This window comes from Roseomonas sp. E05, from assembly GCF_030063475.1.
In the GTDB taxonomy this organism is placed as follows: domain Bacteria; phylum Pseudomonadota; class Alphaproteobacteria; order Acetobacterales; family Acetobacteraceae; genus Pseudoroseomonas.
The window spans coordinates 91320-115556 of the sequence record NZ_JASIRT010000001.1 but is presented as its reverse complement, the minus strand read 5'-3'; the positions used below and the strand labels follow the sequence as shown (position 1 = coordinate 115556).

The following is a 24237-nucleotide window of genomic DNA, read 5'->3' as shown; positions in this document are numbered from 1 at the left end:
GGCGCGGGATGGGCTTTGGGCAGCTTCCTTACGACGTGGCGCATCTGCTGGGCGGCGCGGTGCTGCTGCTCTCCTTCGTGCTGCTCTACCAGCGGCGCATGGCGGCGGTGATCAACGCCTTCGCCACCCAGGGGGCGCTGCTGGCGCTCGCCGTGGCCTGGCAGGGCTGGGCGCAGGGGGCGCCGGGGCTCTACGTGACGGCGCTGGTCGCCGCCGCCGCCAAGGCGGTGCTGATCCCGCTGGCGCTGCGCGCGCTGGTGCGCCGCTTCGGCCTGCACCGCAGCGCGGAGCCGGCGCTGGGTATCGGGGCGGGGCTGATCGCCGGGGTGGCGCTGGTGGCGCTGGCCATCCTGGTGGTGCTGCCGGCCACCACCGGCGCCGGCGCCCTGGCGCGGGAGGATCTGGCGATGGCGCTCTCGGTCGTGCTGCTGGGAATGCTGATGATGATCACCCGCCGGCAGGCGATCAGCCAGGTGATCGGCTTGCTGAGCCTGGAGAACGGGCTGGTGCTGGCCGCCGCCGGGGTGCGCGGCCTGCCGCTGGTGGTGGAGCTCTCCACGGCCGCCCTGGTGCTGGTGCTGGCGGGGGTGGCGGGCTTCTTCGCCTTCCATCTGCGCGCCCGCTTCGAGAGCCTGGACCTCTCCCTGCTGCACCGCCACCGCGGCGAGCGTGCCGAGGCGGAGCAGCCATGAGCGTGGGGATGCCGCTGAGCCTCGGCCTGCCCCTGCTGCTGGTGGCGCTGCCCTTCCTGGGCGGTGTGGTGCTGGCGGTCCTCCCCTCGCTGCGGGTTGCGGCGCTGCTGAACATCGCCCTGGCGCTGGCCGGCTTCCTGCTGGCGCTCGGCCTGCTGGCGCTGCCGCGCGGCGGCGAGGAGGCCGTCTGGCTGCTGCACCTCGACGCGCTGAACCTGCCGCTGCTGCTGCTCGGCGCCTTTGTCGGGCTCACCACCGCCTGCTTCTCCGCCGCCACGGTGGGCGGGGAGGGCTTCAGCCCACGCGCCGGGCGCGCCTACCACGCCGCCTTCCAGGTCTTCCTCGGCGCCAACCACCTGGCGCTGCTGGCCGACAATCTCGGGCTGATGTGGGTGGCCATCGAGCTGGCCACCTTCGCCACGGTGCTGATGGTGGCGCTGCACCGCACGCCCGCGGCGCTGGAGGCGGCCTGGAAGTTCCTGATCCTCTGCGGCGTCGGCATCGCCCTGGCGCTGTTCGGCACCATCCTGCTGGCGATGGCGGCGCTGCCCTTCGCCGGGGACGGGGGGGCGGCGCTCTCCTTCGCGGTGCTGCTGCGGGTGGGGCGGGAGGCCGATCCCAGCCTGCTGACGCTGGCCTTCATCTTCCTGCTGGTCGGCTACGGCACCAAGGCCGGGCTGGTGCCGCTGCATTCCTGGCTGCCCGACGCCCATGCCGAGGGGCCGATGGCGATTTCCGCCGTGCTCTCCGGCCTGCTGCTGAACGCCGCGCTGCACGCCGTGCTGCGCGCCAAGGCGGTGGTGGCGCTGAATCCCGGCCCGCTGCCGCCTGGCGCGCTGATGATGGCGATGGGGCTGGCCTCGCTGCTGCTGGCGGCCTTCGCGCTCTGGCGGCGGCGCGATGCGCGGCGCTTCTTCGCCTGGAGCAGCATCGAGCATATGGGCCTCGCCGCCTTCGCCTTCGGGCTGGGCGGGCCGGCGGCGCTGGCCGGGATGCTGCACCTGCTCGGCCACTCCCTGGTGAAAAGCGCCATCTTCTTCGGCCTGGGGCGCGCGACGATGCTGCGCGGCAGCCAGAGCCTCGCGGGGCTGGGTGGGCTGGTGAAGTCGCATCCGCGCCTGGGCTGGTCGCTGATGCTGGCGATGCTGGCGATCGCCGGGCTGCCGCCCTTCTCGCTCTTCGCCAGCGAGTTCCTGCTGGTGCAGCAGACGGTGGCGCGGCTGCCCTGGCTGACCCTGCCGCTGGGCATCGGCCTGCTGGTCGCGGCGCTGGCGATGGCGCAGGCGATGCAGGCGCTGGGTCTTGGCCCGGCGCCGGCCGCCGTGCCGCTCCGCGCGGTGCCCTCGCTGCTCGGCCCGCGGCTGGACGCCTGGGCGGCGCTGGCGCCGCTGCACCTCCATCTGCTGCTGGCCCTGCTGCTCGGGCTGGCCTTGCCGGCGCCGATCCTGGCGGTGCTGCTGGATGCCGCGAGGATCGCCGGATGAGCGGTCCTGCCACCCGCCTGATCCTCGCCGGCGCGGAACGCGCGCCCTCCCGGCGCGAACTGACCCCCGCCGCCTGGGCCGACCTGCCCGGGGCGCTGCGCCAGGAGGCGGAGCTGGAGCTGCTGGCCCTCTGGGCCGGGATCGGCGCCGTGCATGCCGCCTTCCGCCCTGCCGGGGGTGGCGCGCTGCTGCTCGCCAGCACGGCGGCCGAGGAGAGCTATCCCGCGCTTTCGCCGGCTCGCCCGGCGGCGGCCTGGTTCGAGCGTGCCATCGCCGACCTCTGGGGCCTGCGGGCCGAGGGCGGGGTGGATGGGCGGCCCTGGCTGGACCATGGGCGCTGGGGCTTCACCGCACCGCTTTCCGGCCGCGCCGTCGCACAGGCGAGCGAGCCGCCGCAGCCGGAGTTCCTGCCGGCCGAAGGGGAGGGGGTGCACCAGATCCCGGTGGGGCCGATCCATGCCGGGGTGATCGAGCCCGGCCATTTCCGCTTCCACGTGCAGGGCGAGACCATCGTCCGGCTGGAAACGCGGCTGGGCTATGCACACAAGGGAACGCTGGGGTTGATGCGCGGCAAGTCGCCACGGGCGGCGGCGCGGCTGGCGGCGCGGCTCTCCGGCGACTCGACGGTGGCGCATGCCTGGGCCTTCGCGCGAGCGGCCGAGGCGGCGCTCGGCGTGGCGGTGCCGCCCCGCGCCACGCTGCTGCGCGGGCTGATGGCGGAGCTGGAACGGGTCGCCAACCACCTGAGCGACTGGGGCTTCATCTGCAACGATGCCGCCTTCGCCTGGCCGCATGCGCGCTGCGGCGCGCTGCGCGAGGTGGTGCTGCGGGCCAACGAGGCCGCCTTCGGCCACCGGCTGCTGATGGACCGCGTGGTGCCGGGCGGGGTCTCGATCGACATCGCTTCTTCCGGCATGGCGGCGATCCGCGAGGCGCTGGCGCTGGTCGCGGCGGAGATGCCGGCGCTGCGGCGGGTGACGGAGGACCATGCCAGCCTGCAGGACCGGCTGGCCGGCACCGGCGCGCTGCGTCCGGCCTGGGCGGCGCTGTTCGCGGCGGGCGGCTTCGTCGGCCGTGCCTCGGGGCGCGACTTCGACGCCCGGCGGGACCTGCCCTATGCGCCCTATGACGCGCTGCCCTTCGCCGTGCCGCTGCTGCAGGCGGGCGATGTGGAGGCGCGGCTGACGATCCGCATGGAGGAACTGGCGCAGAGCCTGGCGCTCGCCGCCGCGCTGCTGGACCGACTGGAGCCGGGCGAGACGCTGGTCTCGCTGCCCATCCGTGGCGGCGAGGGGCTGGGCGTGGTGGAGGGCTTCCGCGGCGAGGTGCTGTGCTGGATGGCGCTGGCGGAGGACGGGCTGATCCGCGGCGCCTTCCTGCGCGATCCGTCCTGGCTGCAATGGCCGCTGCTGGAGGTGGCGGTGGAGGACAACATCGTCGCCGACTTCCCGCTCTGCAACAAGTCGTTCAACTGCTCCTACAGCGGGGTGGACCTGTGAGCGTTCCACCGCGCCGAAACCTGACGGAAAAAAGATGGGGGTCCTGGGGAATTCCTTCCCCCGGCCTGTTCTCCTGCTCCGGGGAGGTGCCCTGATGCTCTGGCCGAGCCTGGCCCGCGGCCTGTTCCGCCGACCGCTCACCGAACCCTCGACGCCCCCACCCCCGACCACCGTCGCCGCCCTGGCCGAGCGCCTGGAAGCGGCCGCGCAGGCGCGGCTGGGCCGCAGTCTGGCCATCCGGCACGTCGATTCCGGCTCCTGCAACGGCTGCGAGCTGGAGGTGAACGCGCTTTCCGGCGTGGTCTACGACCTGGAGCGGTTCGGGCTGCGCTTCGTCGCCTCGCCGCGCCATGCCGACGTGCTGCTGGTCACCGGCCCGGCCTGCCACAACATGACGGAGGCGGTGCAGCGGGCCTTCCTCTGCACGCCGGACCCGAAATGGGTGGTGGCGGTGGGCGACTGCGCGCTGGATGGCGGCGTGTTCCGCGACAGCTATGCCGTGGCGGGCGGCGTGGAGCGCGTGCTGCCGGTTGACCTGGTGATTCCGGGCTGCCCGCCCAGCCCGACGATGCTGCTGGAAGGGCTGCTCTCGCTGCTGGCGGTGCAGGAGGAGGGTGCGGCGGAGGACCCGCCGCCGCCGGCGGCGGCGGGCGGCTGAAACGGAATCGGGCCGGCAGGACCATCCTGCCGGCCCGAAACGCCGGGCTCCCATGGAGCCGGCGGACCGGACGACGTCCTGCCGGGAAAAAGGCCGTCGCCCGGTATCCTCAGCCGACCGGGCGATGCGCGCGGCGGGCGCGGACGGCATGCCGCGCGCGCGTGGGGCGCTTCACATGCGCATGGCGGCGATGACGCGGGTGCTGTGCCGCGGCATGCTGCGCCGGCCGGGCGGTCTGGTGCTGCGGGGAGGCGGCCTCCGCGGTGCCGGAGAGGCCGGCGAGGGCAAGCGGCGCGGCCAGCGCGAAGGCGGCGAGCAGAAGGCGGAACGACCGGAGCATGTCCATGGATTTCCTGATGCGGGGAGCCGCGAACCCGCGCCCCTCAGGATCAGCATGGCGGCCGGCGGCTCTCGCCCGCATGGGCCAGAGCTAAAATCGCCGTTAACCGGACGGGGAAACGGAGAACCTCAGAGCAGCGCCAGAAGCTGCAGTTCGCGCCGCAGCGCGGGTGGCAGGGCGGCGATGCCGGAGGCATCCTCGGCGGGCGCGGCGAGGTCGGGCGGGGCGGCTTCCGCCTCCAGGTAGCGCCAGCCCTGGAAAGGCTTCACCGGCCGCCCGGCGACGGCGACCAGGGCGGCATCCAGCACCAGCGCGGTGCGCGCCGAGCCGTCCGCCGCCGCCTCGGCGCGGATGTCCAGGATGCGCTGGCGGACGCAGACGAAGCCGGCCACCACCCAGTAGAGCGAGCCGCCGTCCAGCACCTCCGCGGCCCGCTTGGGCGCCATGCGGGTGAGGTGGCGGAGCGGCGGGTCGAGCTGGGCGCGGCGCTCCTGGCCGGCCTGGAGGGTGGCCACGTCGCGCGGGCCGACGCAGAGCTTGATGAGGTGCAGCACGGCCGGAGATGTACGCCGCCGCGCCGGCGCCACAAGGGGCGGCGGCATGCGCCGGCCGGCCGGCGCGGCGGGTGTGGCGTAAAACAGTTGCGCGCGCCGCCGCGCGAGCGGTAAGGCAGCGCACTTTTCGGTCCCGCGCGGGCGGGCCTGCAGGAACCCCCAGGGGAAGGAAGTAAAGCGATGGGCTACCGCGTCGCGGTCGTCGGCGCCACCGGCAATGTGGGTCGCGAGATGCTGAAAACCCTCGCGGAACGGGAGTTCCCGGTCAGTGAGGTCATCGCGCTGGCCTCCGGCCGGTCGGCGGGGCAGGAGATCTCCTTCGGCGAGAAGACCGTGCTGAAGGTGCAGAACCTGGAGAAGTTCGACTTCGCCGGCACCGATATCGGCCTGTTCTCCCCCGGTGCCTCGGTCTCGGCGGTGCATGCGCCGCGCGCGGCGGCGGCCGGCTGCGTGGTGATCGACAACACCAGCCAGTTCCGCATGGACCCCGACGTGCCGCTGGTGGTGCCGGAGGTGAATCCGCGGGCGCTGAAGGGCTTCCGCAAGCGCAACATCATCGCCAACCCGAACTGCTCGACCATCCAGATGGTGGTGGCGCTCAAGCCGCTGCACGAGATCGCGCGGATCAGGCGGGTGGTGGTCTCCACCTACCAGTCGGTCTCCGGCGCGGGAAAGGAGGCGATGGACGAGCTGTTCACCCAGACCCGCGGCGTCTACGTGAACGACGCGGCGGCGCCCGAGGTGTTCACCAAGCCGATCGCCTTCAACTGCATCCCGCATATCGACAAGTTCATGGACGACGGCTTCACCAAGGAAGAGTGGAAGATGGCCGTCGAGACCCGGAAGATCCTCGACCCGGACATCCAGGTGGTGGCGACCTGCGTGCGCGTGCCGGCCTTCATCGGCCATGGCGAGGCGGTGCATGTCGAGTTCGAGCAGCCGATCACCGAGCAGCAGGCCTGGGAGGCGCTGCGCGAGGCGCCGGGCATCACGGTGCTCGACCGGCGCGAGGACGGCGGCTACGCCACCCAGGTGGACATCGCCGGCGAGGACCCGGTCTTCGTCTCGCGCCTGCGCAAGGACCCGACGGTGCCGAACGGCCTGGCCTTCTGGTGCGTGGCCGACAACCTCCGCAAGGGCGCGGCGCTGAACGCGGTGCAGATCGCCGAGGAGCTGGTGCACAGCGGTCTGCTGGAGCGGGCGGCGGCTGGCTGAAGCGCGGCCTTTCACGCAAGCGTGTTGAATTGTGGCGGCGGCGACATGCCGCCGCCACACGGCGGACCTGCATCCCCGCCATGCCTCCTGGCGTTCCAAGGGAACAACAAAGGAGGTTCGAGTCATGCGAAAGACCATCATGCGGCTGGGCCTGGCGGGCGGCGTCATGCTGGGCCTGGCGGCCTGCAGCGACCCCTACAGCCCAGGCCAGCGGGCGGTTGGTGGCGGCCTGCTGGGGGCGGGCGTCGGCGCGGGGGTGGGCTCGCTCTCCGGCAATGCCGGCACGGGCGCGCTGCTTGGCGGCGCGGTCGGCGCGGCCGGCGGGGCACTGACCACGCCGGAACGCCCGCGTGACCCCTATTACGGCGCACCCTATGGCGCGCCGCCGCCCGGCGCCTATCGCGGCTACGGGTACTGAGTCCGGCGCCGGGAGCGCATGGCGGCGGCGGCCTGTCCTGCCGCCGCGGGCGCGGCCTTTGCAGGCCGCAGGGCCCCGGGGCGCCCCGGGGCGCGTTGACGCTACAGGGCACCGCACCATAAAAGATCCCCACTGCCTCGCCCGCCGCTGCCCCGGCGGGAGTCGGGGCGTTTGGAAATTGCGGAGCGGGATCGGTCCATGTCGATTGAGAACAACGCGCGCGACGCGACCATGGTGGGCCGCCGCACGGACGGGACGGCGATCCGCCGCCCGCTGTCGCCCCACATGCAAGTCTACGACATGTTCCAGATCACCAGCGGCATGTCGATCGCGCATCGCATCACCGGCTCGATCTGGGCGGTCGGGCTGCTGTTCCTGGTGTGGTGGCTGGTGGCCGCCGCCTCGGGACCGGAAGCCTTCGCCACGGCGCAATGGTTCTTCAGCTCCTTCATTGGCATGCTGGTTCTGTTCGGCCTCTCGGCGGTGGCCTGGTACCACACGCTGGCGGGCGTGCGGCACCTGATGTGGGATGCCGGCTACGGCTACGACATCCCGACCGTGCACCGCACCGGCCGCATCGTGCTGATCGGCACCGGGGTGCTGACCGTGCTGACCTGGTTCATCGCCATCATCGCCTGGGCCTGAGGAGCGGATCATGAGTGACAAGAACGTATCGATCCGCCTGCGCTCGCCCCTCGGGCGCGCGCGCGGCATGGGCTCGGCCAAGCAGGGCTCGCACCACTGGTGGATGCAGCGCGTCTCCTCCATGGCGCTGCTGCCGCTGATGCTCTGGTTCGTGATCTCGGTGGCGAGCCTGGCCGGGCACAGCTATGCCGACACCATCCTCTGGATCGGCCACCCGTTCAACGCCACCCTGCTGCTGCTGACCATCGCGATCGGCTTCCAGCACACCGCCTCCGGCCTGCAGGTCGTGCTCGAGGACTACGTCGCCGACGAGATGTCCCGCACGGCCTATATCCTGGTGGTGAAGGCGGCCTGCGCGCTGTTCGGCGTGCTGGCGGCCCTGGCCGTGCTCAAGATCGCGGTCTGAGGCGCCCCACACGCATGGCAGGGTGGAGGCTGGCAAGGTACAACTCCGCCCTATCTTCACGATGACAGCTTTCTGCAAAGGCGGCGCCTTCCTCTGCGCGCCGCGCAAGTGACGGACGGATCGGGACGATGAACGCGATCACCATGCCTTCCTCGGGCGCCTACCGCGTCGTGGACCACACCTATGACGTGGTCGTCGTCGGCGCCGGCGGGGCCGGGCTGCGCGCCACCTTCGGCATGGGCGCCGCGGGGCTGAAAACCGCCTGCATCACCAAGGTCTTCCCGACCCGCAGCCACACCGTGGCGGCACAGGGCGGAGTCGGCGCCGCGCTCGGCAACATGGGCGAGGACGACTGGCGCTGGCACATGTACGACACCGTCAAGGGGTCGGACTGGCTGGGTGACCAGGACGCCATCGAGTACATGTGCCGCGAGGCCGTCCCCTCGATTATCGAGCTGGAGCACTTCGGCGTGCCCTTCAGCCGGACCGAGGACGGCAGGATCTACCAGCGGCCCTTCGGCGGCCACATGCAGAACTACGGCAAGACCCCGGCGATGCGCGCCTGCGCCGCCGCCGACCGCACGGGCCATGCCATCCTGCACACGCTCTACCAGCAGTCGCTGAAGCACCAGTGCGAGTTCTTCGTCGAGTATTTCGCGCTCGACCTGATCATGGAGGAGGGCGCCTGCCGCGGCGTCGTCGCCTGGTGCCTGGAGGACGGCTCGATCCACCGCTTCCGGGCGCAGACCGTGGTGCTGGCCACCGGCGGCTATGGCCGCGCCTACTTCTCCTGCACCTCCGCCCACACCTGCACGGGCGATGGCGGCGGCATGGTGCTGCGCGCCGGCCTGCCCCTGCAGGACAATGAGTTCGTGCAGTTCCACCCGACCGGCATCTACGGCTCGGGCTGCCTCGTGACCGAGGGCGCCCGCGGCGAGGGCGGCTACCTCACCAACTCCGAGGGCGAGCGCTTCATGGAGCGCTACGCGCCGACCGCCAAGGACCTGGCGAGCCGCGACGTCGTCTCCCGCGCCATGTCCATGGAGATCCGCGAGGGGCGGGGCGTCGGCCCGCACAAGGACCACATCCACCTGCACCTGGAGCATCTCGGCGCGGACCTGCTGCATGAGCGGCTGCCCGGCATCTCCGAGACGGCGAAGATTTTTGCGGGTGTGGACGTGACGAAGGAGCCGATCCCGATGCTCCCGACCGTCCACTACAACATGGGCGGCATCCCGACCAACATCCACTGCGAGGTGCTGGCCGCGACCGGCACCGACCAGGACCGGGTGGTCCCCGGCCTGATGGCGGTGGGGGAGGCGGCCAGCGTCTCGGTGCATGGCGCCAACCGCCTGGGCACCAACTCGCTGCTCGATCTCGTGGTCTTCGGGCGCGCCGCCGCGCTGCGCGCCGCCGAGACGATCAAGCCGGGCGCCAGCCAGGCGCCACTGCCGCCGAAGGCCGGCGAGATGGCGCTGGACCGCCTGGACCGCGTCCGCCACGCCAAGGGCAGCACCGCCGTGGCCGAGCTGCGCGGGCAGATGCAGCGCACCATGCAGACCCATGCTGCCGTCTTCCGCACCTCCGATCTGCTGAAGGAAGGCTGCGAGAAGATGGCGAAGGTCGCCCAGGGCTACAGCGACATCCGTATCGCCGACCGGGGCCTGATCTGGAACAGCGACCTGATGGAGGCGCTGGAGCTGGACAACCTGATCGGCAACGCGCTGACCACCGTGGTGGGGGCCGAGGCGCGGCACGAGAGCCGTGGCGCCCATGCCCATGAGGACTACCCCGAGCGCGACGATCAGAACTGGATGAAGCACACCCTCGCCCGGGTGAACGAGAAATACGAAGTCTCCCTCGACTACCGTGACGTGAAGATGCGGACCCTCACCAACGAGGTTCAGGTCTTCCCGCCCAAGCCGCGCGTGTACTGAGGAAAGAGCCGCATCCCATGGCCACTTTCACGCTTCCGAAGAACTCGACGATCGGCACCGGCAAGACCTACAAGGCCGAGCCGGGCGCGAAGAACGTCAAATCCTTCAAGATCTACCGGTTCGACCCGGATACCGGCGAGAATCCGCGCTACGACACCTACGAGATCGATCTCGACAAGTGCGGTCCGATGGTCCTGGACGCGCTCATCAAGATCAAGAACGAGGTGGACACCACGCTGACCTTCCGGCGTTCCTGCCGGGAGGGCATCTGCGGCTCCTGCTCGATGAACATCGACGGGATGAACACCCTCGCCTGCCTCAAGCCGATCGAGGATGTGAAGAAGGACGTCCGCATCACTCCGCTGCCGCACATGCCGGTGGTGAAGGACCTGGTGCCCGACCTGACGCATATCTACGCCCAGCTCCGCTCGATCGAGCCCTGGCTGAAGAGCGACACCCCGCCGCCACCGGATGAGGAGCGCCGCCAGTCCAAGGAGGAGCGCGCCAAGCTGGACGGGCTGTGGGAGTGCATCCTGTGCTTCTGCTGCTCCACGGCCTGCCCCTCCTACTGGTGGAACGGCGACCGCTACCTGGGCCCGGCGGTGCTGCTCCAGGCCTATCGCTGGATCGCCGACTCGCGCGACGAGTACACCGGTGAGCGCCTCGACAACCTCGAGGACCCGTTCCGCCTGTACCGCTGCCACACCATCATGAATTGCGCCGCCACCTGCCCGAAGGGGCTGAACCCGGCGCAGGCGATTGGCGAAATCAAGAAGCTGATGATCGAGCGGCAGGGCTGAACCACCCTCGCCGCACAAGAAAACGGCCCGCCGGGGAAGCCTGGCGGGCCGTTTTGCATGAAAAGGCCCGGCGGAAGAAATTCCCCCCGGACCCCGGTCTTCCTTTTTGTCAGCTTGTGGCTGTGCTCGCCGGCAGCGCGGAAAACGCAAAAGAAAAAAGAAGGGGGTCTGGGGGAATTCATTCCCCCAGCCTTCTTTCAGGAACCAGTAACGAAATTGCTGCCCGGCTCGCCGGGTTCCGGGCTGTCCTGCAACAGGGACTGTGCGGCGGCGTGGTTCATCAGGGTGGTCAGCTTACCGTCGGTCTGCTCGGCCACGGCGCTGGCGGGCAGGTAGTGGTGCCGGCCATCCGCGGAGTCGCCCTTCGTCAGTTTGATGAAGTCGCCCTCCACCCCGTCCACGGTCCCGATATGGATGCCATCGGAGCCGACGATCTCGGTGTGCGGCGCGATCTGTGACTTGTCGATCATGGCGGAGGCCCTCGCTGCTCTGAAGGTTAACGGTGAAGATGGCGCGGGGATGCAGCAACGCGCCGTAAGCCCTTGCCGGCCAAGGCCGCGCTGCGGTGCAAAAAGGCTGCGGATGCCCGGTTGTCGGGTTGCGCATTAACCTTTAAGCCGCACTGCGATGGATGGCCCCATGAAGCCGGGGCAGGCCGCGGGCCTGCCCTGTTCCGCCGACGGTCCGCTGCCCGCCTACCGCGCGAAGGTGGCGGCGGGCGAACTGCGTTCCGACCCTGCCCAGGCGCAGGCGGCCGAGATCCTGCAGGATCTCTGGCGCCGGTTGCGCGGCTATGAGCCGAAGCAGGAGCCCCCGACGCCCGAGGGTGGCGGCTTCATGAGCCGCTTCTTCCGCCGCAAGCCGGTGGACGAGGCGCCGGGCAACGCGCCGCAGGGCCTTTATCTCGTGGGCGAGGTAGGGCGCGGCAAGTCCATGCTGATGGACCTTTTCTTCGCCTGCGCCGACGTGCCGCGGAAGAAGCGCATCCACTTCCACCAGTTCATGCAGCAGTCGCACCAGCGCATCCATGCCTGGAAGAAGCAGCATGGCGACAGCGCGGACCCCATCCCGCCGCTGGCCGACCAGGTGACGGCCGAGGCCTCGCTGCTCTGCTTCGACGAGTTCCAGGTGCATGACATCGCCGATGCGATGATCCTGGGCCGGCTGTTCGAGGCGCTGTTCGCCCGCGGCACGGTGGTGGTGGCCACCAGCAACACGGCGCCGGACGACCTGTTCAAGGGCCGCCCCGGGCGGGATGCCTTCCTGCCTTTCATCGCGCTGATCAACCGGCATGTCGCGGTGCTGCACCTGCAGTCGGCGCAGGACTACCGGCGCGGCCGCATTCATGGCCTGCCCACCTGGCACAGCCCTGTGGACGGGCGGGCCGAGCGGGCGCTGGACGCCGCCTTCAAGGAGCTGACCGGCAAGGCGCATGGCGAGAAGCAGGCGCTGACCGTGCTGGGCCGCCGTGTCGAGGTGCCGCAGGCGCTGGGCGGCGTGGCGCGGGCGGATTTCGAGCAGCTCTGCGGCCTGCCGCTCGGCCCGGCCGACTATCTGGCGCTCTCCACCCACTTCCACACCCTCATCCTGGACGGGGTGCCGCGCCTCGGGCCCGACAATTTCGACAAGGCCCGCCGCTTCATCACGCTCGTGGACACGCTTTACGAGCACCGCTGCAAGCTGGTCGCCTCCGCCGCCGCGGAGCCGGACCGGCTCTACGAACAGGGCGAGAACGCGGCGATGTTCCAGCGCACCGCCTCCCGCCTGATCGAAATGCAAAGCCACGACTATCTCGGCCTGCCGCACCTCACCTGAGGGGCGGGCGCGCCACAACCGGAAGAAGGAGCTGCCATGCGACGACTGATCCCGCTCTGCCTGCTCGGCCTCCTGAGCATCGCCCTGGTGCCCACGGCGGATGCCGCCACCGGCCGCCGTGAGAGCCATGCCGCCGGCAGCAAGTCGGCCAAGGCCAGCACCCCCAACCGCACCGCCGCAGCCCGGCCGGCCGCGCAGCCGCAGCGCAGCGCGTCCCGCCAGTCTGCCGCCAGTGTCCGCTCGGCCAAGGCCCGGCCGGCGCAGATCCTGCGCAAGGGCAAGGTGCAGCGCACCGCCAGCCGCGTGGCGCAGCGCCCGGCCGCCGGTCCGCGCCTGACCTCCTGGCAGGCCGGCCTGCCCGCCGCCGCGGGGGAGCAGCGCGAGTGCCCGGTCGGCACCATGTCCACCCTGGCGCGCGGCCATGATGACGTGGTGCGCTGCCTGCCGCTCTGACGCCGCCTGACCCGATCCGCCGCGCCGGTCACCGAATAGGCTCGCGCCCCGCCTTGCCGGGGCGGTTGGGCAAGAGTAGGTAGCCGGTGCAAGACCTCCCAATTCCGCCTTCGTTCGCAAGCTCGGGAAGGAGCCTCCTCATGGCCCGCAAGAAGATCGCGCTGGTTGGCGCTGGTAACATCGGTGGCACGCTCGCCCATCTGATCGGCCTCAAGGAGCTGGGCGACGTCGTCATGTTCGACGTCTTCGCCGGCGTCGCCGCCGGCAAGGCGCTCGACATCATGCAGTCCGGCCCGGTCGATGGCTTCGACAGCAAGATGGTCGGCACCAGCGAGTATTCGGCCATCGAGGGCGCCGATGTGGTGATCGTCACCGCCGGCTTCCCGCGCATGCCCGGCATGAGCCGCGACGACCTGCTGACCAAGAATGCCGGCGTCATCGGCCAGGTGGCCGAGGGCATCAAGACCTATGCCCCGAACGCCTTCGTCATCTGCATCACCAACCCGCTCGACGTGATGGTGTGGGTGCTGCAGCAGAAGTCCGGCCTGCCGCCGGAGAAGGTCGTCGGCATGGCCGGCGTGCTGGACAGCTCGCGCTTCCGCCTGTTCCTGGCCGAGGAGTTCGGCGTCTCCGTCGAGGACGTGACGGCCTTCGTGCTGGGCGGCCATGGCGACACCATGGTGCCGCTGACCCGCTACTCCACCGTCGCCGGCATTCCGGTGCCCGACCTGATCAAGATGGGCTGGACCACCCAGGAGAAGATCGACGCCATCGTGGCGCGCACCGCCAATGGCGGCGGCGAGATCGTCAAGCTGCTGGAGAAGGGCTCGGCCTTCTACGCCCCGGCCGCCTCGGCGATCGCCATGGCCGAGAGCTACCTGAAGGACAAGAAGCGCGTCCTGCCCTGCGCCGTGCTGCTGCGCGGCGAGTACGGCATGAGCGACTTCTATGTCGGCGTCCCCGTCGTGATCGGTGAGAAGGGCGTGGAGAAGATCGTCGAGGTCCAGTTCACCCCTGAGGAGAAGGCCGCCTTCGACAAGTCCTGCGACGCGGTGAAGAAGCTGATCGCGGACTTCAAGAAGCTCGGCGTCTGATTATCCGGGGCCGGGGCGGGCGCCCCGGCCCCCGTCCCGGCCGCGTTTTGGCCGTCCAGCCCATGCGAAGGGTGAGCGGATGAACATCCACGAGTATCAAGGTAAGGAGCTGCTGCGGCGCTATGGCGTCGCGGTGCTCGACGGGCATGTGGCCTGGACGGCCGACGAGGCGGTCGAGGCGGCGAAGAAGCTGCCCGGCCCCGTCTATGTCGTGAAGTCGCAGATCCATGCCGGTGGCCGCGGTGCCGGCTGCTTCAAGGAGGACCCGAACGGCAAGGGCGGCGTGCGCGTCGTCAAGTCGGTCGAGGACGTGAAGGCGGCCGCCGAGGCGATGATCGGCAAGACGCTGGTGACCAAGCAGACGGGCCCGGCCGGCAAGGTGGTCAGCCGCGTCTATGTCGAGGACGGCTGCGACATCAAGCGCGAGCTGTATCTCTCCCTGCTGGTGGACCGCGAGACCTCCCGCATCACCATCATGGCCTCGACCGAGGGCGGGATGGAGATCGAGGAGGTGGCCGAGAACCACCCCGAGAAGATCCTGAAGGTCGCCGTGGATCCGGCCTCCGGCATCTCCGGCTGGCATGCCCGCAAGCTGGCCTTCGGGCTGGGCCTGGAAGGCAAGCAGATCGGCGCCTTCGGCAAGTTCGTGGCGGCCATGTACCAGGCCTTCACCGAGCTCGACTGCGCCATCGTCGAGATCAACCCGCTGGTGGTGACCGGCGCGGGGGACGTGGTGGCGCTCGATGCCAAGGTCTCCTTCGACGACAACGCGCTGTTCCGCCACAAGGACCTTGAGGCGCTGCGCGACGAGTCCGAGATGGACCCGAAGGAGCTCGACGCCACCAAGCACGACCTGAACTACGTCGCGCTGGACGGCGAGATCGGCTGCATGGTGAACGGCGCCGGCCTGGCGATGGCCACCATGGACATCATCAAGCTCTACGGCTCCTCGCCCGCGAACTTCCTCGACGTCGGCGGCACGGCGACGGCCGAGCGCGTCACCGAGGCCTTCCGGATCATCACCTCCGACAAGAACGTCAAGGCGATCCTGGTCAACATCTTCGGTGGCATCGCCAAGTGCGACATGATCGCCAACGGCGTCGTCGCCGCCGCGAAGAACCTGACGCTCTCCGTGCCCCTGGTGGTGCGCCTGGAGGGCACGAATGTTGAACTCGGCAAGAAGATCCTGGCCGAATCCGGCCTGAAGATCATCCCCGCCGACAATCTGGCCGACGCCGCCGAGAAGGTGGTCCGCGCCGTGAAGGAGGCCGCATAACCATGGCCATTCTCGTCGACGCGAACACCAAGGTGATGACCCAGGGCTTCACCGGCTCGCAGGGCACCTTCCACGCCGAGCAGGGCATCGCCTACGGCTCCAAGTATGTGGGCGGCGTGACGCCGGGCAAGGGCGGGCAGACCCACCTGAACCTGCCGGTGTTCAACACCGTGGCCGAGTGCGTGGAGCAGACGGGCGCCGACGCCTCCGTCATCTACGTGCCGCCGCCGTTTGCCGCCGACTCCATCCTGGAGGCGATCGACGCCGAGGTGCCGCTGATCGTCTGCATCACCGAGGGCATCCCGGTGATGGACATGATCCGGGTGAAGCGGGCGCTCTCCGGCTCGAAGTCCCGCCTCGTGGGGCCGAACTGCCCGGGCGTGATCACCCCGGACGCCTGCAAGATCGGCATCATGCCGGGCCACATCCACAAGCGCGGCTCGGTCGGCATCGTCTCCCGCTCCGGCACGCTGACCTACGAGGCGGTGGCGCAGACCACGGCGGCCGGCCTCGGCCAGTCGAGCTGCGTCGGCATCGGCGGCGATCCGGTGAAGGGCATGGACTTCATCGACGTCCTGGAGCTGTTCCTGAAGGACGACGAGACCAAGCAGCTGATCATGATCGGCGAGATCGGCGGCCAGTCCGAGATCATCGCGGCCGAGTTCCTGGCCCGCGAGAACAAGCCGGGTTCGGCCAATTACAAGCCGGTGGTCGGCTTCATCGCCGGCGCCACGGCGCCTCCGGGCCGCCGCATGGGCCATGCCGGCGCCGTGATCTCCGGCGGCAAGGACACCGCGGAAGCCAAGATGGACGCCATGCGCAAGGCCGGCATCCATGTGGCGGAAAGCCCGGCGGCGCTCGGCTCGACCATGGTGAAGGCCCTCAAGGGCTGATGCATGCTGCGGCGCAGCAGAATGCGGCGATGAGGCCGGCGCGCGGGTCTGTCATGCAGACCCGCCGCGGATCGTCGCAATGTTGCGCAAATAACCTCTGTGTTAATCAGCGCCGTCCCTATATCGGGGGCGGCGCTGCATTTTGTGACGCCCGGTTGGTGAGATGACGCTGCCGCGCCAGGACAGGGCGCGAGCGAGGAGGAGATGATGGCCGGTATCGACATCCTGGCAAGCGCGATGACGGGGGCGAATGCCACCTTCCTCGCCGACCTGTATGCGCGCTGGGTGGAAAATCCGGACAGCGTGGACGCCTCGTTCCAGGAGCTGTTCGCCGCACTGAACGACGATGCGCGCGCCGTCCTGCACGACGCCGTCGGCGCCTCCTGGGCGCCGCGCCCGCGCGGCGGCTTCGCCCCCGAGGAAGCGCCCGCGCCCGAGAAGAAGGGCGCCAAGGCGGCCCCGGCCGCCGAGGCCGGCATCGGCCGCCAGCAGGTGCTGGACTCGCTGCGCGCCCTGATGCTGATCCGGGCCTATCGCGTGCGCGGCCATCTGGAGGCCCAGCTCGACCCGCTGCACCTGCAGACGCCGAAGCCGCACCCGGAGCTGGACCCGAAGACCTACGGCTTCAGCGCCGCCGACCTGGACCGGCCGATCTTCATTGACGGCGTGCTCGGCAAGGAGACGGCGACGGTCCGCGAGATCCTGCAGATCCTGCGCGCGACCTATTGCGGGCCGATCGGCGTCGAGTTCATGCACATCCAGGACCCAGGCCAGAAGGCCTGGATCCAGCAGCGGGTGGAGGGCGCGCCCTGGACCCGCGCCTTCGACGCCGGCGCGCGCCGCGGCATCCTGCAGCAGCTCACCGAGGCCGAGGGCTTCGAGGCCTTCTGCGCCCGCAAGTATGTCGGCACCAAGCGCTTCGGCCTTGAGGGCGGCGAGGTCACCATCCCGGCGCTGCAGACCATCATCGCCGCGGCGGTCGATGGCGGCGTCAGGGAGATCGCGATCGGCATGCCGCATCGCGGCCGCCTGAACACGCTGGTCAACGTGGTGAAGAAGCCCTTCACCCAGGTCTTCTCCGAGTTCAAGGGCACGCCCGCGCATCCGGATGACGTGCAGGGCTCGGGCGACGTGAAGTACCACCTCGGCACCTCGACCGATGTCGAGATCAACGGCCGCCAGGTGCATCTCTCGCTGCAGCCGAACCCCTCCCATCTCGAGGCGGTGGACCCGGTCGTGGTCGGCAAGGTGCGCGCGCGGCAGGACATGGCGGGCGACACCAAGGGCCGCCGCAGCGTCATGGGCATCCTGCTGCATGGCGATGCCGCCTTCGCCGGCCAGGGCGTGGTCTATGAGACCCTGGCGATGAGCCAGCTCATCGGCTACCGCACCGGCGGCACCGTGCATGTCGTGGTGAACAACCAGATCGGCTTCACCACCGTGCCGGCGCATGCCTATTCCGGCCTCTACTGCACGGACGTGGCCAAGAGCGTGCAGGCGCCGATCCTGCACGTGAACGGCGACGACCCGGAGGCGGTGGTCTTCTGCGCGAAGCTCTGCGCCGACTACCGCATGGAGTTCGGCGCCGACATCGTGCTCGACATCGTCTGCTATCGCCGCCACGGCCACAACGAGACGGACGAGCCGGCCTTCACGCAGCCGATCATGTACGGCCGCATCAAGGAGACCAAGACCACCCGCACGCTTTATGCGGAGCGGCTGGCGCAGTCCGGCGCCATCCCGGCCGAGGACAGCAAGGCGATGCTCGACGCCTTCAATGCCCGGCTGGAGGAGGCCTATCAGGCCGCGCAGACCTTCAAGCCGAACAAGGCGGACTGGCTGGAGGGCCACTGGGCCGGGATGAAGGCCGCCGGGTCCGACTGCGAGGAGAAGGAGGACGGCACCGCCGTCTCGCTCGACATGCTGCGCGAGGTTGGCGCCGCCCTGGCCCGCGTGCCGGAGGGCTTCAACGTCAACTCCAAGATCGCCCGCCAGCTCGAGGCCAAGCGGCAGGCGATCGAGAGCGGCGAGGGCATCGACTGGGCGACCGGCGAGGCGCTGGCCTTCGGTTCGCTGCTGGCGGAGGGCCACCGCGTCCGCCTCTCCGGCGAGGACGTGCAGCGCGGCACCTTCAGCCATCGCCACGCCGTGCTGGTGGACCAGCAGACCCAGGCCGAGTACGTGCCGCTGAACAACATCCGGGAGGGGCAGGCGCGCATCGAGGCCTTCAACTCGCTGCTCTCCGAGTTCGGCGTGCTGGGCTTCGACTACGGCTACTCCCTGGCCGACCCGCACTCGCTGGTGCTGTGGGAGGCGCAGTTCGGCGACTTCGCCAATGGCGCGCAGGTCATCATCGACCAGTTCATCGCCAGCGCCGAGACCAAGTGGCTGCGCATGTCCGGCCTCGTGATGCTGCTGCCGCACGGCTATGAGGGCCAGGGGCCGGAGCACTCCTCCGCCCGCCTGGAGCGCTACCTGCAGCTCTGCTCCGAGAACAACATGCAGGTCTGCAACTTCACGACGCCGGCCAGCTACTTCCATGCGCTGCGCCGCCAGCTCAAGCGCAACCACCGCAAGCCGCTGGTGGTGATGACGCCGAAGTCGCTGCTGCGCCACAAGCTGGCGGTCAGCTCGCTGGCCGATTTCGCGCCGGGCAGCACCTTCCGCACCGTGATCCCCGAGATCGACGCCATCGCGCCGGCCGAGCAGGTCAAGCGCGTGGTGCTCTGCACCGGCAAGGTCTATTACGACCTGCTGCAGGAGCGCCGGGACAAGGGCGTGCGGGATGTGGCGATCATCCGCCTGGAGCAGCTCTATCCTTTCCCCGCGGTCAGCCTCGCCAAGGCGCTGGCCGAGTACAAGCAGGCCGAGGTGGTGTGGTGCCAGGAGGAGCCCGAGAACATGGGCGCCTGGAACTTCGTCGACCGGCGGATCGAGAAGGTGCTGAAGGAGTTGGACATCAAGGCGAAGCGCCCCGACTACGTCGGCCGCGCCGATGCGGCGAGCCCCGCCACCGGCCTCGCCAAGGTCCACCAGCAGCAGCAGGAGGCCCTGGTGCGCGACGCCCTGGGGCTCTCCTGAGCCTTCCCTGAATTCCTCAGCATCGCACCGGTAAAGAGGCGACGGCAGAATGACTGAAATCGTGGTGCCCACCCTGGGTGAAAGCGTGTCCACCGCCACGGTGGCCAAGTGGATGAAGAAGGCCGGTGACGCCGTTGCCGCCGACGAACCGCTGGTGGAGCTGGAAACCGACAAGGTGACGGTGGAGGTGAACGCCCCCGCCGCCGGCGTGCTGGAGGCGATCGCCGCCGATGAGGGCGCCGAGGTCGAGCCGGGCGCGGTGCTCGGCACCATCTCGGCCGGCGAGGGCAAGGTCTCCCCCAAGGCGACCGAGAAGCCCGGCACCGAGAAGCCGCCGGCGCCGCCGGCCTCCGGCGCCACCGCCGGCACGCCCGCCGGTTCCGCTCCGGCGGCGCCGAAGGTCGAGGAGCCGCGCCGCGAAACCGGCCCGGTCGCGCGTCCGGGCGGCGCTCCGGCGCCGCTGCCGGCCGCCACCAAGATGATGGCCGAGAACAACCTGTCCGCCGGGCAGATCGGCCAGGGCACGGCGAAGGACGGCCGCATCAGCAAGGGCGACGTGCTCTCCTACCTCTCCCGCCCGGCGCCCGAGGCGCCGAAGCCCGCGGCCAAGGCGCCGCGCGCGCTGGAGGGCGGCGAGGAGCGGGTGAAGATGACCCGCCTGCGCAAGACCATCGCCAACCGGCTGAAGGAGGCGCAGAACACCGCCGCCATGCTGACCACCTTCAACGAGGTGGACATGGGCGCGGTGATGGCGCTGCGCAGCGAGTACAAGGACGTCTTCGAGAAGAAGCAGGGCGTGAAGCTCGGCTTCATGTCCTTCTTCGTGAAGGCCTGCATCGCCGCCCTGAAGGAGTTCCCGGCCGTCAACGCCGAGATCGACGGCGACGACCTCGTCTACAAGAACTTCGTGCATATGGGCATCGCGGTGGGCGGCCCGTCCGGCCTCGTCGTGCCGGTGGTGAAGCACGCCGATCAGATGTCCTTCGCCCAGATCGAGAAGGCCATCAACGGCTTCGGCAAGAAGGCGCGCGACGGCCAGCTCAAGCTCGATGAGCTGTCGGGTGGCTCCTTCACCATCACCAATGGCGGCATCTACGGCTCGATGATGTCCACCCCGATCCTCAACCCGCCGCAGTCCGGCATCCTCGGGATGCACGCGATCAAGGAGCGGGCGATGGTGGTCGGCGGCAAGGTCGAGATCCGCCCGATGATGTACCTGGCGCTCTCCTACGACCACCGCATCGTGGATGGGAAGGAGGCGGTCTCCTTCCTGGTCCGCGTGAAGGAGAGCATCGAGGACCCGCGCCGGCTGATGCTGGACATCTGATCGCCCCAGGGGCGGCAGCTCGGGGGCCAGGACCGGAAGCGGTCCTGGCCCTTTCTTCTTTCCGGATGGCGGGGTCCGGGGTGGCACGGCCACCCCGGCGGGAGGGGGTCGGGGAGGGCGGCGCCCTCCCCGGAGGCGGGCTCAGCCGTCGGTGCTGAGCTTCAGCCGCTCCACCATGGCCTTTTCATAGGCCGCCCGCTGCATCGTGAAGTCCCGGTAGGCTTCGGTGTCCATGTAGCTCAGCGGCATGTCCCATTTTTCCCGGATGGCGGTGTTCTCCGGACTGAGCAGGGCGGCCTTGAAGGCGTCGTGCAGCACCCGCACCACGCCCGGGTCCATCCCCTTCGGCCCGGCGATGCCGTAGGGCGAGGTCACCACCAGATCGATGCCCAGGTCACGCAGGGTCGGCACCTCCGGGAAGCGCTTCGCCCGCTCCGGGGACCAGACGCAGAGCAGGCGGAACTTGCCGGCCTCCACCTGCGGCACCCAGGCGGAACTGTCGGCGATGCTGTCGATCTGCCCGCCCAGCAGGGCGGTGACCCCCTCCGTGGTGCCGCGGAAGGGCACATGGGTCATCTCGATGCCCAGCCGGGCGCAGAGATCCTCCATGGCGATGTGGTTGCTGGTGCCGATGCCGCTGGTCGAATAGGTCATCCGCCCCGGCTTCGCCCTGGCGGCCGCGACGTAGCCGGCCCAGTCACGGATCGGGCTGTCGCTGCGCACCACCACGCCGAAGAGCCAGCCGGTCAGGCCGATGACGGGGGTGAAGTCCTCCACCGGGTCCCAGGACCTGGCCTGCGTCATGAAGGGGTGGCGCAGGACGGAAAGATGGTGCTGCGAGAGCATATAGCCGTCGGGCGCCGCCTGCAGCAGTGCCTGGGCGCCGAGCAGGCCGCGCGCGCCGGAGCGGTTCTCCACCAGCACGGTCTGGCCGAGCGCCGTGGTGGCGAGGTCGGCCAGCGAGCGGAGCTGGGAATCGGCCGAGCCGCCGGGCGGCCAGGGGACGATGAGCCGGATCGGGCGGCTGGGGAAGCGCTCGGCGCGGGCGATGGCGGGGGCAGCCAGGGTGGCGGTGCCCAGGGCCAGCGCAGCACGCCGGGACAGGCCGGGCGCGGAAGGCGGCATGGACGTTGGTTCTCCCTTGCATCGGGGCGCCCTCTTGGGCGGGGCGCCGCCTTGTCCGCGAGGGTGGCAGAGTGGGGCGGCCACCTGCAAGCATCCCGCCAGGCAGGCCGGTCGCCGGACGAAGCGCCGCCCCGCGAATGGCTGCCCGGCACCCGCCCCCCCTTGCCGGCTGCGCCCGGGCGGGCCAGTTTGCCGCACCGTCCATTGCGAGCAGGTTGTTTGTCCATGCCCGAGAGCTTCGACGTTATCGTCATCGGCGCCGGCCCCGGCGGCTATGTCTGCGCCATCCGTGCTGCCCAGCTCGGCATGAAGGTCGCCTGCGTCGAGAAGCGCGCGACGCTCGGCGGCACCTGCCTGAATGTCGGCTGCATCCCCTCCAAGGCGCTGCTGCAGTCCTCCGAGAACTTCGAGGAGACCCGCCACAAGTTCGCCGAGCACGGCATCATCGTGGATGGCGTGAAGCTCGACCTGGCGCGGATGCAGGCCCGCAAGGGCGAGGTCGTCGGCGCCAACGTCAAGGGCGTCGAGTTCCTCTTCAAGAAGAACAAGGTCACCTGGCTGAAGGGCGCCGGCAAGATCACCGCCCCCGGCAAGGTCGAGGTCGAGGGCCAGACCTACGAGACCAGGAACATCGTCATCGCCACCGGCAGCGACAGCACGCCGCTGCGTGGCGTCGAGGTGGACGAGAAGCAGGTCGTCACCTCCACCGGCGCGCTGGAGCTGGAAAAGGTGCCGGGCCACATGGTGGTCATCGGCGGCGGCGTGATCGGGCTGGAGCTGGGCAGCGTCTGGCGCCGCCTGGGCTCGGAAGTCACGGTGATCGAGTATCTCGACCGCATCGTGCCGGGCATGGACAACGAGATCGCCCGGCAGTTCGAGCGCGTGCTGACCAAGCAGGGCATCAAGTTCAAGCTGAAGTCCAAGGTGACGGCGGCGAAGAAGGATGCCTCCGGCGTCACCCTGACCGTCGAGCCCGCCGCCGGCGGCGCGGCCGAGGAAGTGAAGGCGGATGTGGTGCTGCTTTCCATCGGCCGCCGTCCCTATACCGAGGGGCTGGGGCTGGCCGAGGCGGGCGTCGAGCTGGACGAGCGCGGCCGGGTCAAGACCGACAGGCACTACGCCACCAACGTGCCGGGCATCTACGCCATCGGCGACGTGATCGCCGGCGCCATGCTGGCCCACAAGGCCGAGGATGAGGGCGTCGCGCTCGCCGAGATCCTGGCCGGGCAGGCCGGGCATGTGAACTACGGCGTCATCCCCGCCATCGTCTACACCTGGCCCGAGGTGGCCAGCGTCGGCGAGACCGAGGAGGAGCTGAAGGCGCGCGGGCAGGCCTACAAGGTCGGCAAGTTCCCCTTCACCGCCAATGGCCGCGCCCGCGCCATGGGCGACACCGACGGCTTCGTGAAGATCCTGGCCGACAAGGAGACGGACCGGGTGCTCGGCTGCCACATCCTGGGGCCGGACGCGGGCGGGCTGATCGCCGAGGTCGCCATCGCCATGGAGTTCGGCGCCAGCGCCGAGGACGTGGCGCGGACCTGCCACGCCCACCCGACCCTCAGCGAGTCCGTCAAGGAGGCGGCGCTCGCGGTGGACGGGCGCGCACTGCACATCTGAAGGCCGCATATCTGAAGACCGGCCAGGGAGGGCGCCGCCCTCCCTGGACCCACCCGCCGGGGGGATCGTATCCCCCCGGACCCCGCCGTCAGTGTGAGCCCCATGTCCAAGGCGACGCGGGCGACGCAGGCGCTGCAACAGGCCGGCATCGCCTTCACCCTGCACAGCTATGATTACGACCCGAACGCCGAGCGCATCGGGTTGCAGGCCGCCGAGGCCATCGGCGAGCCGCCGCACCGCGTGCTCAAGACGCTGATGGCCGAGGTGGACGGCAAGCCCGTCTGTGTCGTCATTCCCGCGGACCGCGAGGTCAGCATGAAGCGGCTGGCCGCGGCCTTCGGCGGCAAGTCGGCGCAGATGATGCGCCCCGCGGAGGCCGAGCGCCTCACCGGCTATCACGTCGGCGGCATCAGCCCCTTCAGCCAGAAGCGGAAACTGCCCACGGCCATCGAGGAATCGGCGCTGGAGCCCTATGTCTTCGTCAACGGCGGGCAGCGCGGGCTGCAGATCCGGCTGGCGCCGGAGGCGGCGCGTGCCGCGCTCGGCGGCAAGGCGGCGCCGCTGGTCGCCTGAGCCGGATGCTGCACTTGAGGATGGCGGGACGGAGCGCCATCTCAGCATCCATGCAGCTGCAGCGCTCGTCCTGGAAACGCAAGGTGGCCGGCTGGTCACTGCTGACGGTCGGCGTGGCCGGAATCGTCCTGCCGCTCCTGAACGGCACGGTCTTCCTGCTGCTGGGCCTCTTCGTCCTGCGGGACCAGCACGGCTGGTCACGGCGCTGCCTGGACTGGTGCGACCGCCGCTGGCCCGGCCAGATGGGCCGGCTGGAGAAGCTGGAGGCCAAGGCCGCCGCCCGTTTCGATACCAGCTCCCGCTGGCTGCGCCGCAAGCTCGGCAGGGCGTAACCC

The 24237-nt window shown here is 70.1% G+C and carries 24 protein-coding genes; 20 read left to right on the top strand and 4 right to left on the bottom strand.

The genetic code is table 11. The features are described 5' to 3' along the window. Positions 1-8: 8 nt before the first annotated feature. From QMO56_RS00555 to QMO56_RS00540, 4 genes are all read left to right on the top strand, one after another. Entirely contained in the window at positions 9-692 is a 684-nt protein-coding gene (locus QMO56_RS00555; RefSeq protein ID WP_283523068.1) for a hydrogenase-4 component E, read from the top strand. Next, positions 689-2176, top strand: a complete 1488-nt coding sequence (locus tag QMO56_RS00550; RefSeq protein ID WP_283523067.1) for a proton-conducting transporter membrane subunit — start codon at positions 689-691, stop codon at positions 2174-2176. Before QMO56_RS00555 ends, QMO56_RS00550 begins: the two co-directional genes overlap by 4 nt. Then, entirely contained in the window at positions 2173-3675 is a 1503-nt protein-coding gene (locus QMO56_RS00545; RefSeq protein ID WP_283523066.1) for a nickel-dependent hydrogenase large subunit, read from the top strand. Before QMO56_RS00550 ends, QMO56_RS00545 begins: the two co-directional genes overlap by 4 nt. Before the next feature lie 94 nt (positions 3676-3769). Then, on the top strand, positions 3770-4333 hold the full coding sequence (locus QMO56_RS00540; RefSeq protein WP_283523065.1) for an NADH-quinone oxidoreductase subunit B family protein: 564 nt from the start codon (positions 3770-3772) through the stop codon (positions 4331-4333). A gap of 109 nt (positions 4334-4442) precedes the next feature. Here QMO56_RS00540 and QMO56_RS00535 read toward each other — a convergent pair whose 3' ends face one another. Together QMO56_RS00535 and QMO56_RS00530 are read right to left on the bottom strand one after the other, a co-directional pair. Beyond that, the gene (locus tag QMO56_RS00535; RefSeq protein ID WP_283523064.1) at positions 4443-4673 is read right to left on the bottom strand and encodes a hypothetical protein; all 231 of its coding nucleotides are present in this window, start codon (positions 4671-4673) and stop codon (positions 4443-4445) included. 128 nt (positions 4674-4801) lie between these two features. Next, a complete protein-coding gene (locus QMO56_RS00530) occupies positions 4802-5275 on the bottom strand; it encodes a DUF1489 family protein (RefSeq protein ID WP_283523063.1) in 474 nt (157 codons plus the stop codon). Positions 5276-5407: 132 nt separating this feature from the next. Here QMO56_RS00530 and QMO56_RS00525 point away from each other — a divergent pair, with 132 nt between their 5' ends. The 6 genes from QMO56_RS00525 to QMO56_RS00500 all read left to right on the top strand — a co-directional run bounded on the left by QMO56_RS00525 (position 5408) and on the right by QMO56_RS00500 (position 10648). Then, complete coding sequence (locus tag QMO56_RS00525) at positions 5408-6442, top strand: aspartate-semialdehyde dehydrogenase (RefSeq protein ID WP_283523062.1); 1035 nt, start codon at positions 5408-5410, stop codon at positions 6440-6442. A gap of 124 nt (positions 6443-6566) precedes the next feature. Continuing rightward, a complete protein-coding gene (locus tag QMO56_RS00520; protein ID WP_283523061.1) occupies positions 6567-6860 on the top strand; it encodes a hypothetical protein in 294 nt (97 codons plus the stop codon). A gap of 198 nt (positions 6861-7058) precedes the next feature. After that, entirely contained in the window at positions 7059-7505 is a 447-nt protein-coding gene (sdhC, locus tag QMO56_RS00515; protein ID WP_283523060.1) for a succinate dehydrogenase, cytochrome b556 subunit, read from the top strand. Between the two features lie 10 nt (positions 7506-7515). Continuing rightward, positions 7516-7911: a succinate dehydrogenase, hydrophobic membrane anchor protein gene (gene sdhD, locus QMO56_RS00510; protein ID WP_283523059.1), complete on the top strand. Its 396-nt coding sequence runs from the start codon at positions 7516-7518 to the stop codon at positions 7909-7911. A gap of 128 nt (positions 7912-8039) precedes the next feature. Next, entirely contained in the window at positions 8040-9848 is a 1809-nt protein-coding gene (sdhA, locus tag QMO56_RS00505) for a succinate dehydrogenase flavoprotein subunit (protein ID WP_283523058.1), read from the top strand. A 17-nt stretch (positions 9849-9865) separates the two neighbouring features. Then, entirely contained in the window at positions 9866-10648 is a 783-nt protein-coding gene (locus QMO56_RS00500) for a succinate dehydrogenase iron-sulfur subunit (protein ID WP_283523057.1), read from the top strand. 197 nt (positions 10649-10845) lie between these two features. Here QMO56_RS00500 and QMO56_RS00495 read toward each other — a convergent pair whose 3' ends face one another. Then, the gene (locus QMO56_RS00495; RefSeq protein ID WP_283523056.1) at positions 10846-11118 is read right to left on the bottom strand and encodes a DUF2171 domain-containing protein; all 273 of its coding nucleotides are present in this window, start codon (positions 11116-11118) and stop codon (positions 10846-10848) included. A 157-nt stretch (positions 11119-11275) separates the two neighbouring features. Here QMO56_RS00495 and zapE point away from each other — a divergent pair, with 157 nt between their 5' ends. The 7 genes from zapE (at position 11276) to odhB (ending at position 20587) form a co-directional block, all read left to right on the top strand. Beyond that, positions 11276-12463 carry a cell division protein ZapE gene (zapE, locus tag QMO56_RS00490; protein ID WP_283523055.1) on the top strand — a complete coding sequence of 396 codons (1188 nt, stop codon included), beginning with the start codon at positions 11276-11278 and terminating at the stop codon, positions 12461-12463. 36 nt (positions 12464-12499) lie between these two features. After that, positions 12500-12916 (top strand): hypothetical protein, encoded by a 417-nt coding sequence (locus tag QMO56_RS00485; RefSeq protein ID WP_283523054.1) that lies wholly within the window; start codon positions 12500-12502, stop codon positions 12914-12916. 140 nt (positions 12917-13056) lie between these two features. Further along, on the top strand, positions 13057-14010 hold the full coding sequence (gene mdh, locus QMO56_RS00480; RefSeq protein ID WP_283523053.1) for a malate dehydrogenase: 954 nt from the start codon (positions 13057-13059) through the stop codon (positions 14008-14010). A 79-nt stretch (positions 14011-14089) separates the two neighbouring features. Beyond that, positions 14090-15286 (top strand): ADP-forming succinate--CoA ligase subunit beta, encoded by a 1197-nt coding sequence (gene sucC / locus QMO56_RS00475; protein WP_283523052.1) that lies wholly within the window; start codon positions 14090-14092, stop codon positions 15284-15286. Between the two features lie 2 nt (positions 15287-15288). Then, a complete protein-coding gene (gene sucD, locus QMO56_RS00470; protein ID WP_283523051.1) occupies positions 15289-16179 on the top strand; it encodes a succinate--CoA ligase subunit alpha in 891 nt (296 codons plus the stop codon). 207 nt (positions 16180-16386) lie between these two features. Beyond that, a complete protein-coding gene (locus tag QMO56_RS00465; protein WP_283523050.1) occupies positions 16387-19260 on the top strand; it encodes a 2-oxoglutarate dehydrogenase E1 component in 2874 nt (957 codons plus the stop codon). Between the two features lie 49 nt (positions 19261-19309). After that, positions 19310-20587 carry a 2-oxoglutarate dehydrogenase complex dihydrolipoyllysine-residue succinyltransferase gene (gene odhB / locus QMO56_RS00460; protein ID WP_283523049.1) on the top strand — a complete coding sequence of 426 codons (1278 nt, stop codon included), beginning with the start codon at positions 19310-19312 and terminating at the stop codon, positions 20585-20587. A 141-nt stretch (positions 20588-20728) separates the two neighbouring features. Here the strand turns inward: odhB and QMO56_RS00455 are convergent, their stop codons facing one another. After that, positions 20729-21712, bottom strand: a complete 984-nt coding sequence (locus QMO56_RS00455) for a tripartite tricarboxylate transporter substrate binding protein (protein WP_283523048.1) — start codon at positions 21710-21712, stop codon at positions 20729-20731. Between the two features lie 225 nt (positions 21713-21937). Between QMO56_RS00455 and lpdA the strand changes: the two genes are divergently transcribed. The 3 genes from lpdA (at position 21938) to QMO56_RS00440 (ending at position 24234) form a co-directional block, all read left to right on the top strand. Beyond that, positions 21938-23329 (top strand): dihydrolipoyl dehydrogenase, encoded by a 1392-nt coding sequence (gene lpdA / locus QMO56_RS00450; protein WP_283523047.1) that lies wholly within the window; start codon positions 21938-21940, stop codon positions 23327-23329. A gap of 102 nt (positions 23330-23431) precedes the next feature. Next, positions 23432-23902 carry a Cys-tRNA(Pro) deacylase gene (gene ybaK, locus QMO56_RS00445; protein WP_283523046.1) on the top strand — a complete coding sequence of 157 codons (471 nt, stop codon included), beginning with the start codon at positions 23432-23434 and terminating at the stop codon, positions 23900-23902. A gap of 83 nt (positions 23903-23985) precedes the next feature. Continuing rightward, the gene (locus QMO56_RS00440; protein WP_283523045.1) at positions 23986-24234 is read left to right on the top strand and encodes a PGPGW domain-containing protein; all 249 of its coding nucleotides are present in this window, start codon (positions 23986-23988) and stop codon (positions 24232-24234) included. Positions 24235-24237 lie beyond the last annotated feature (3 nt).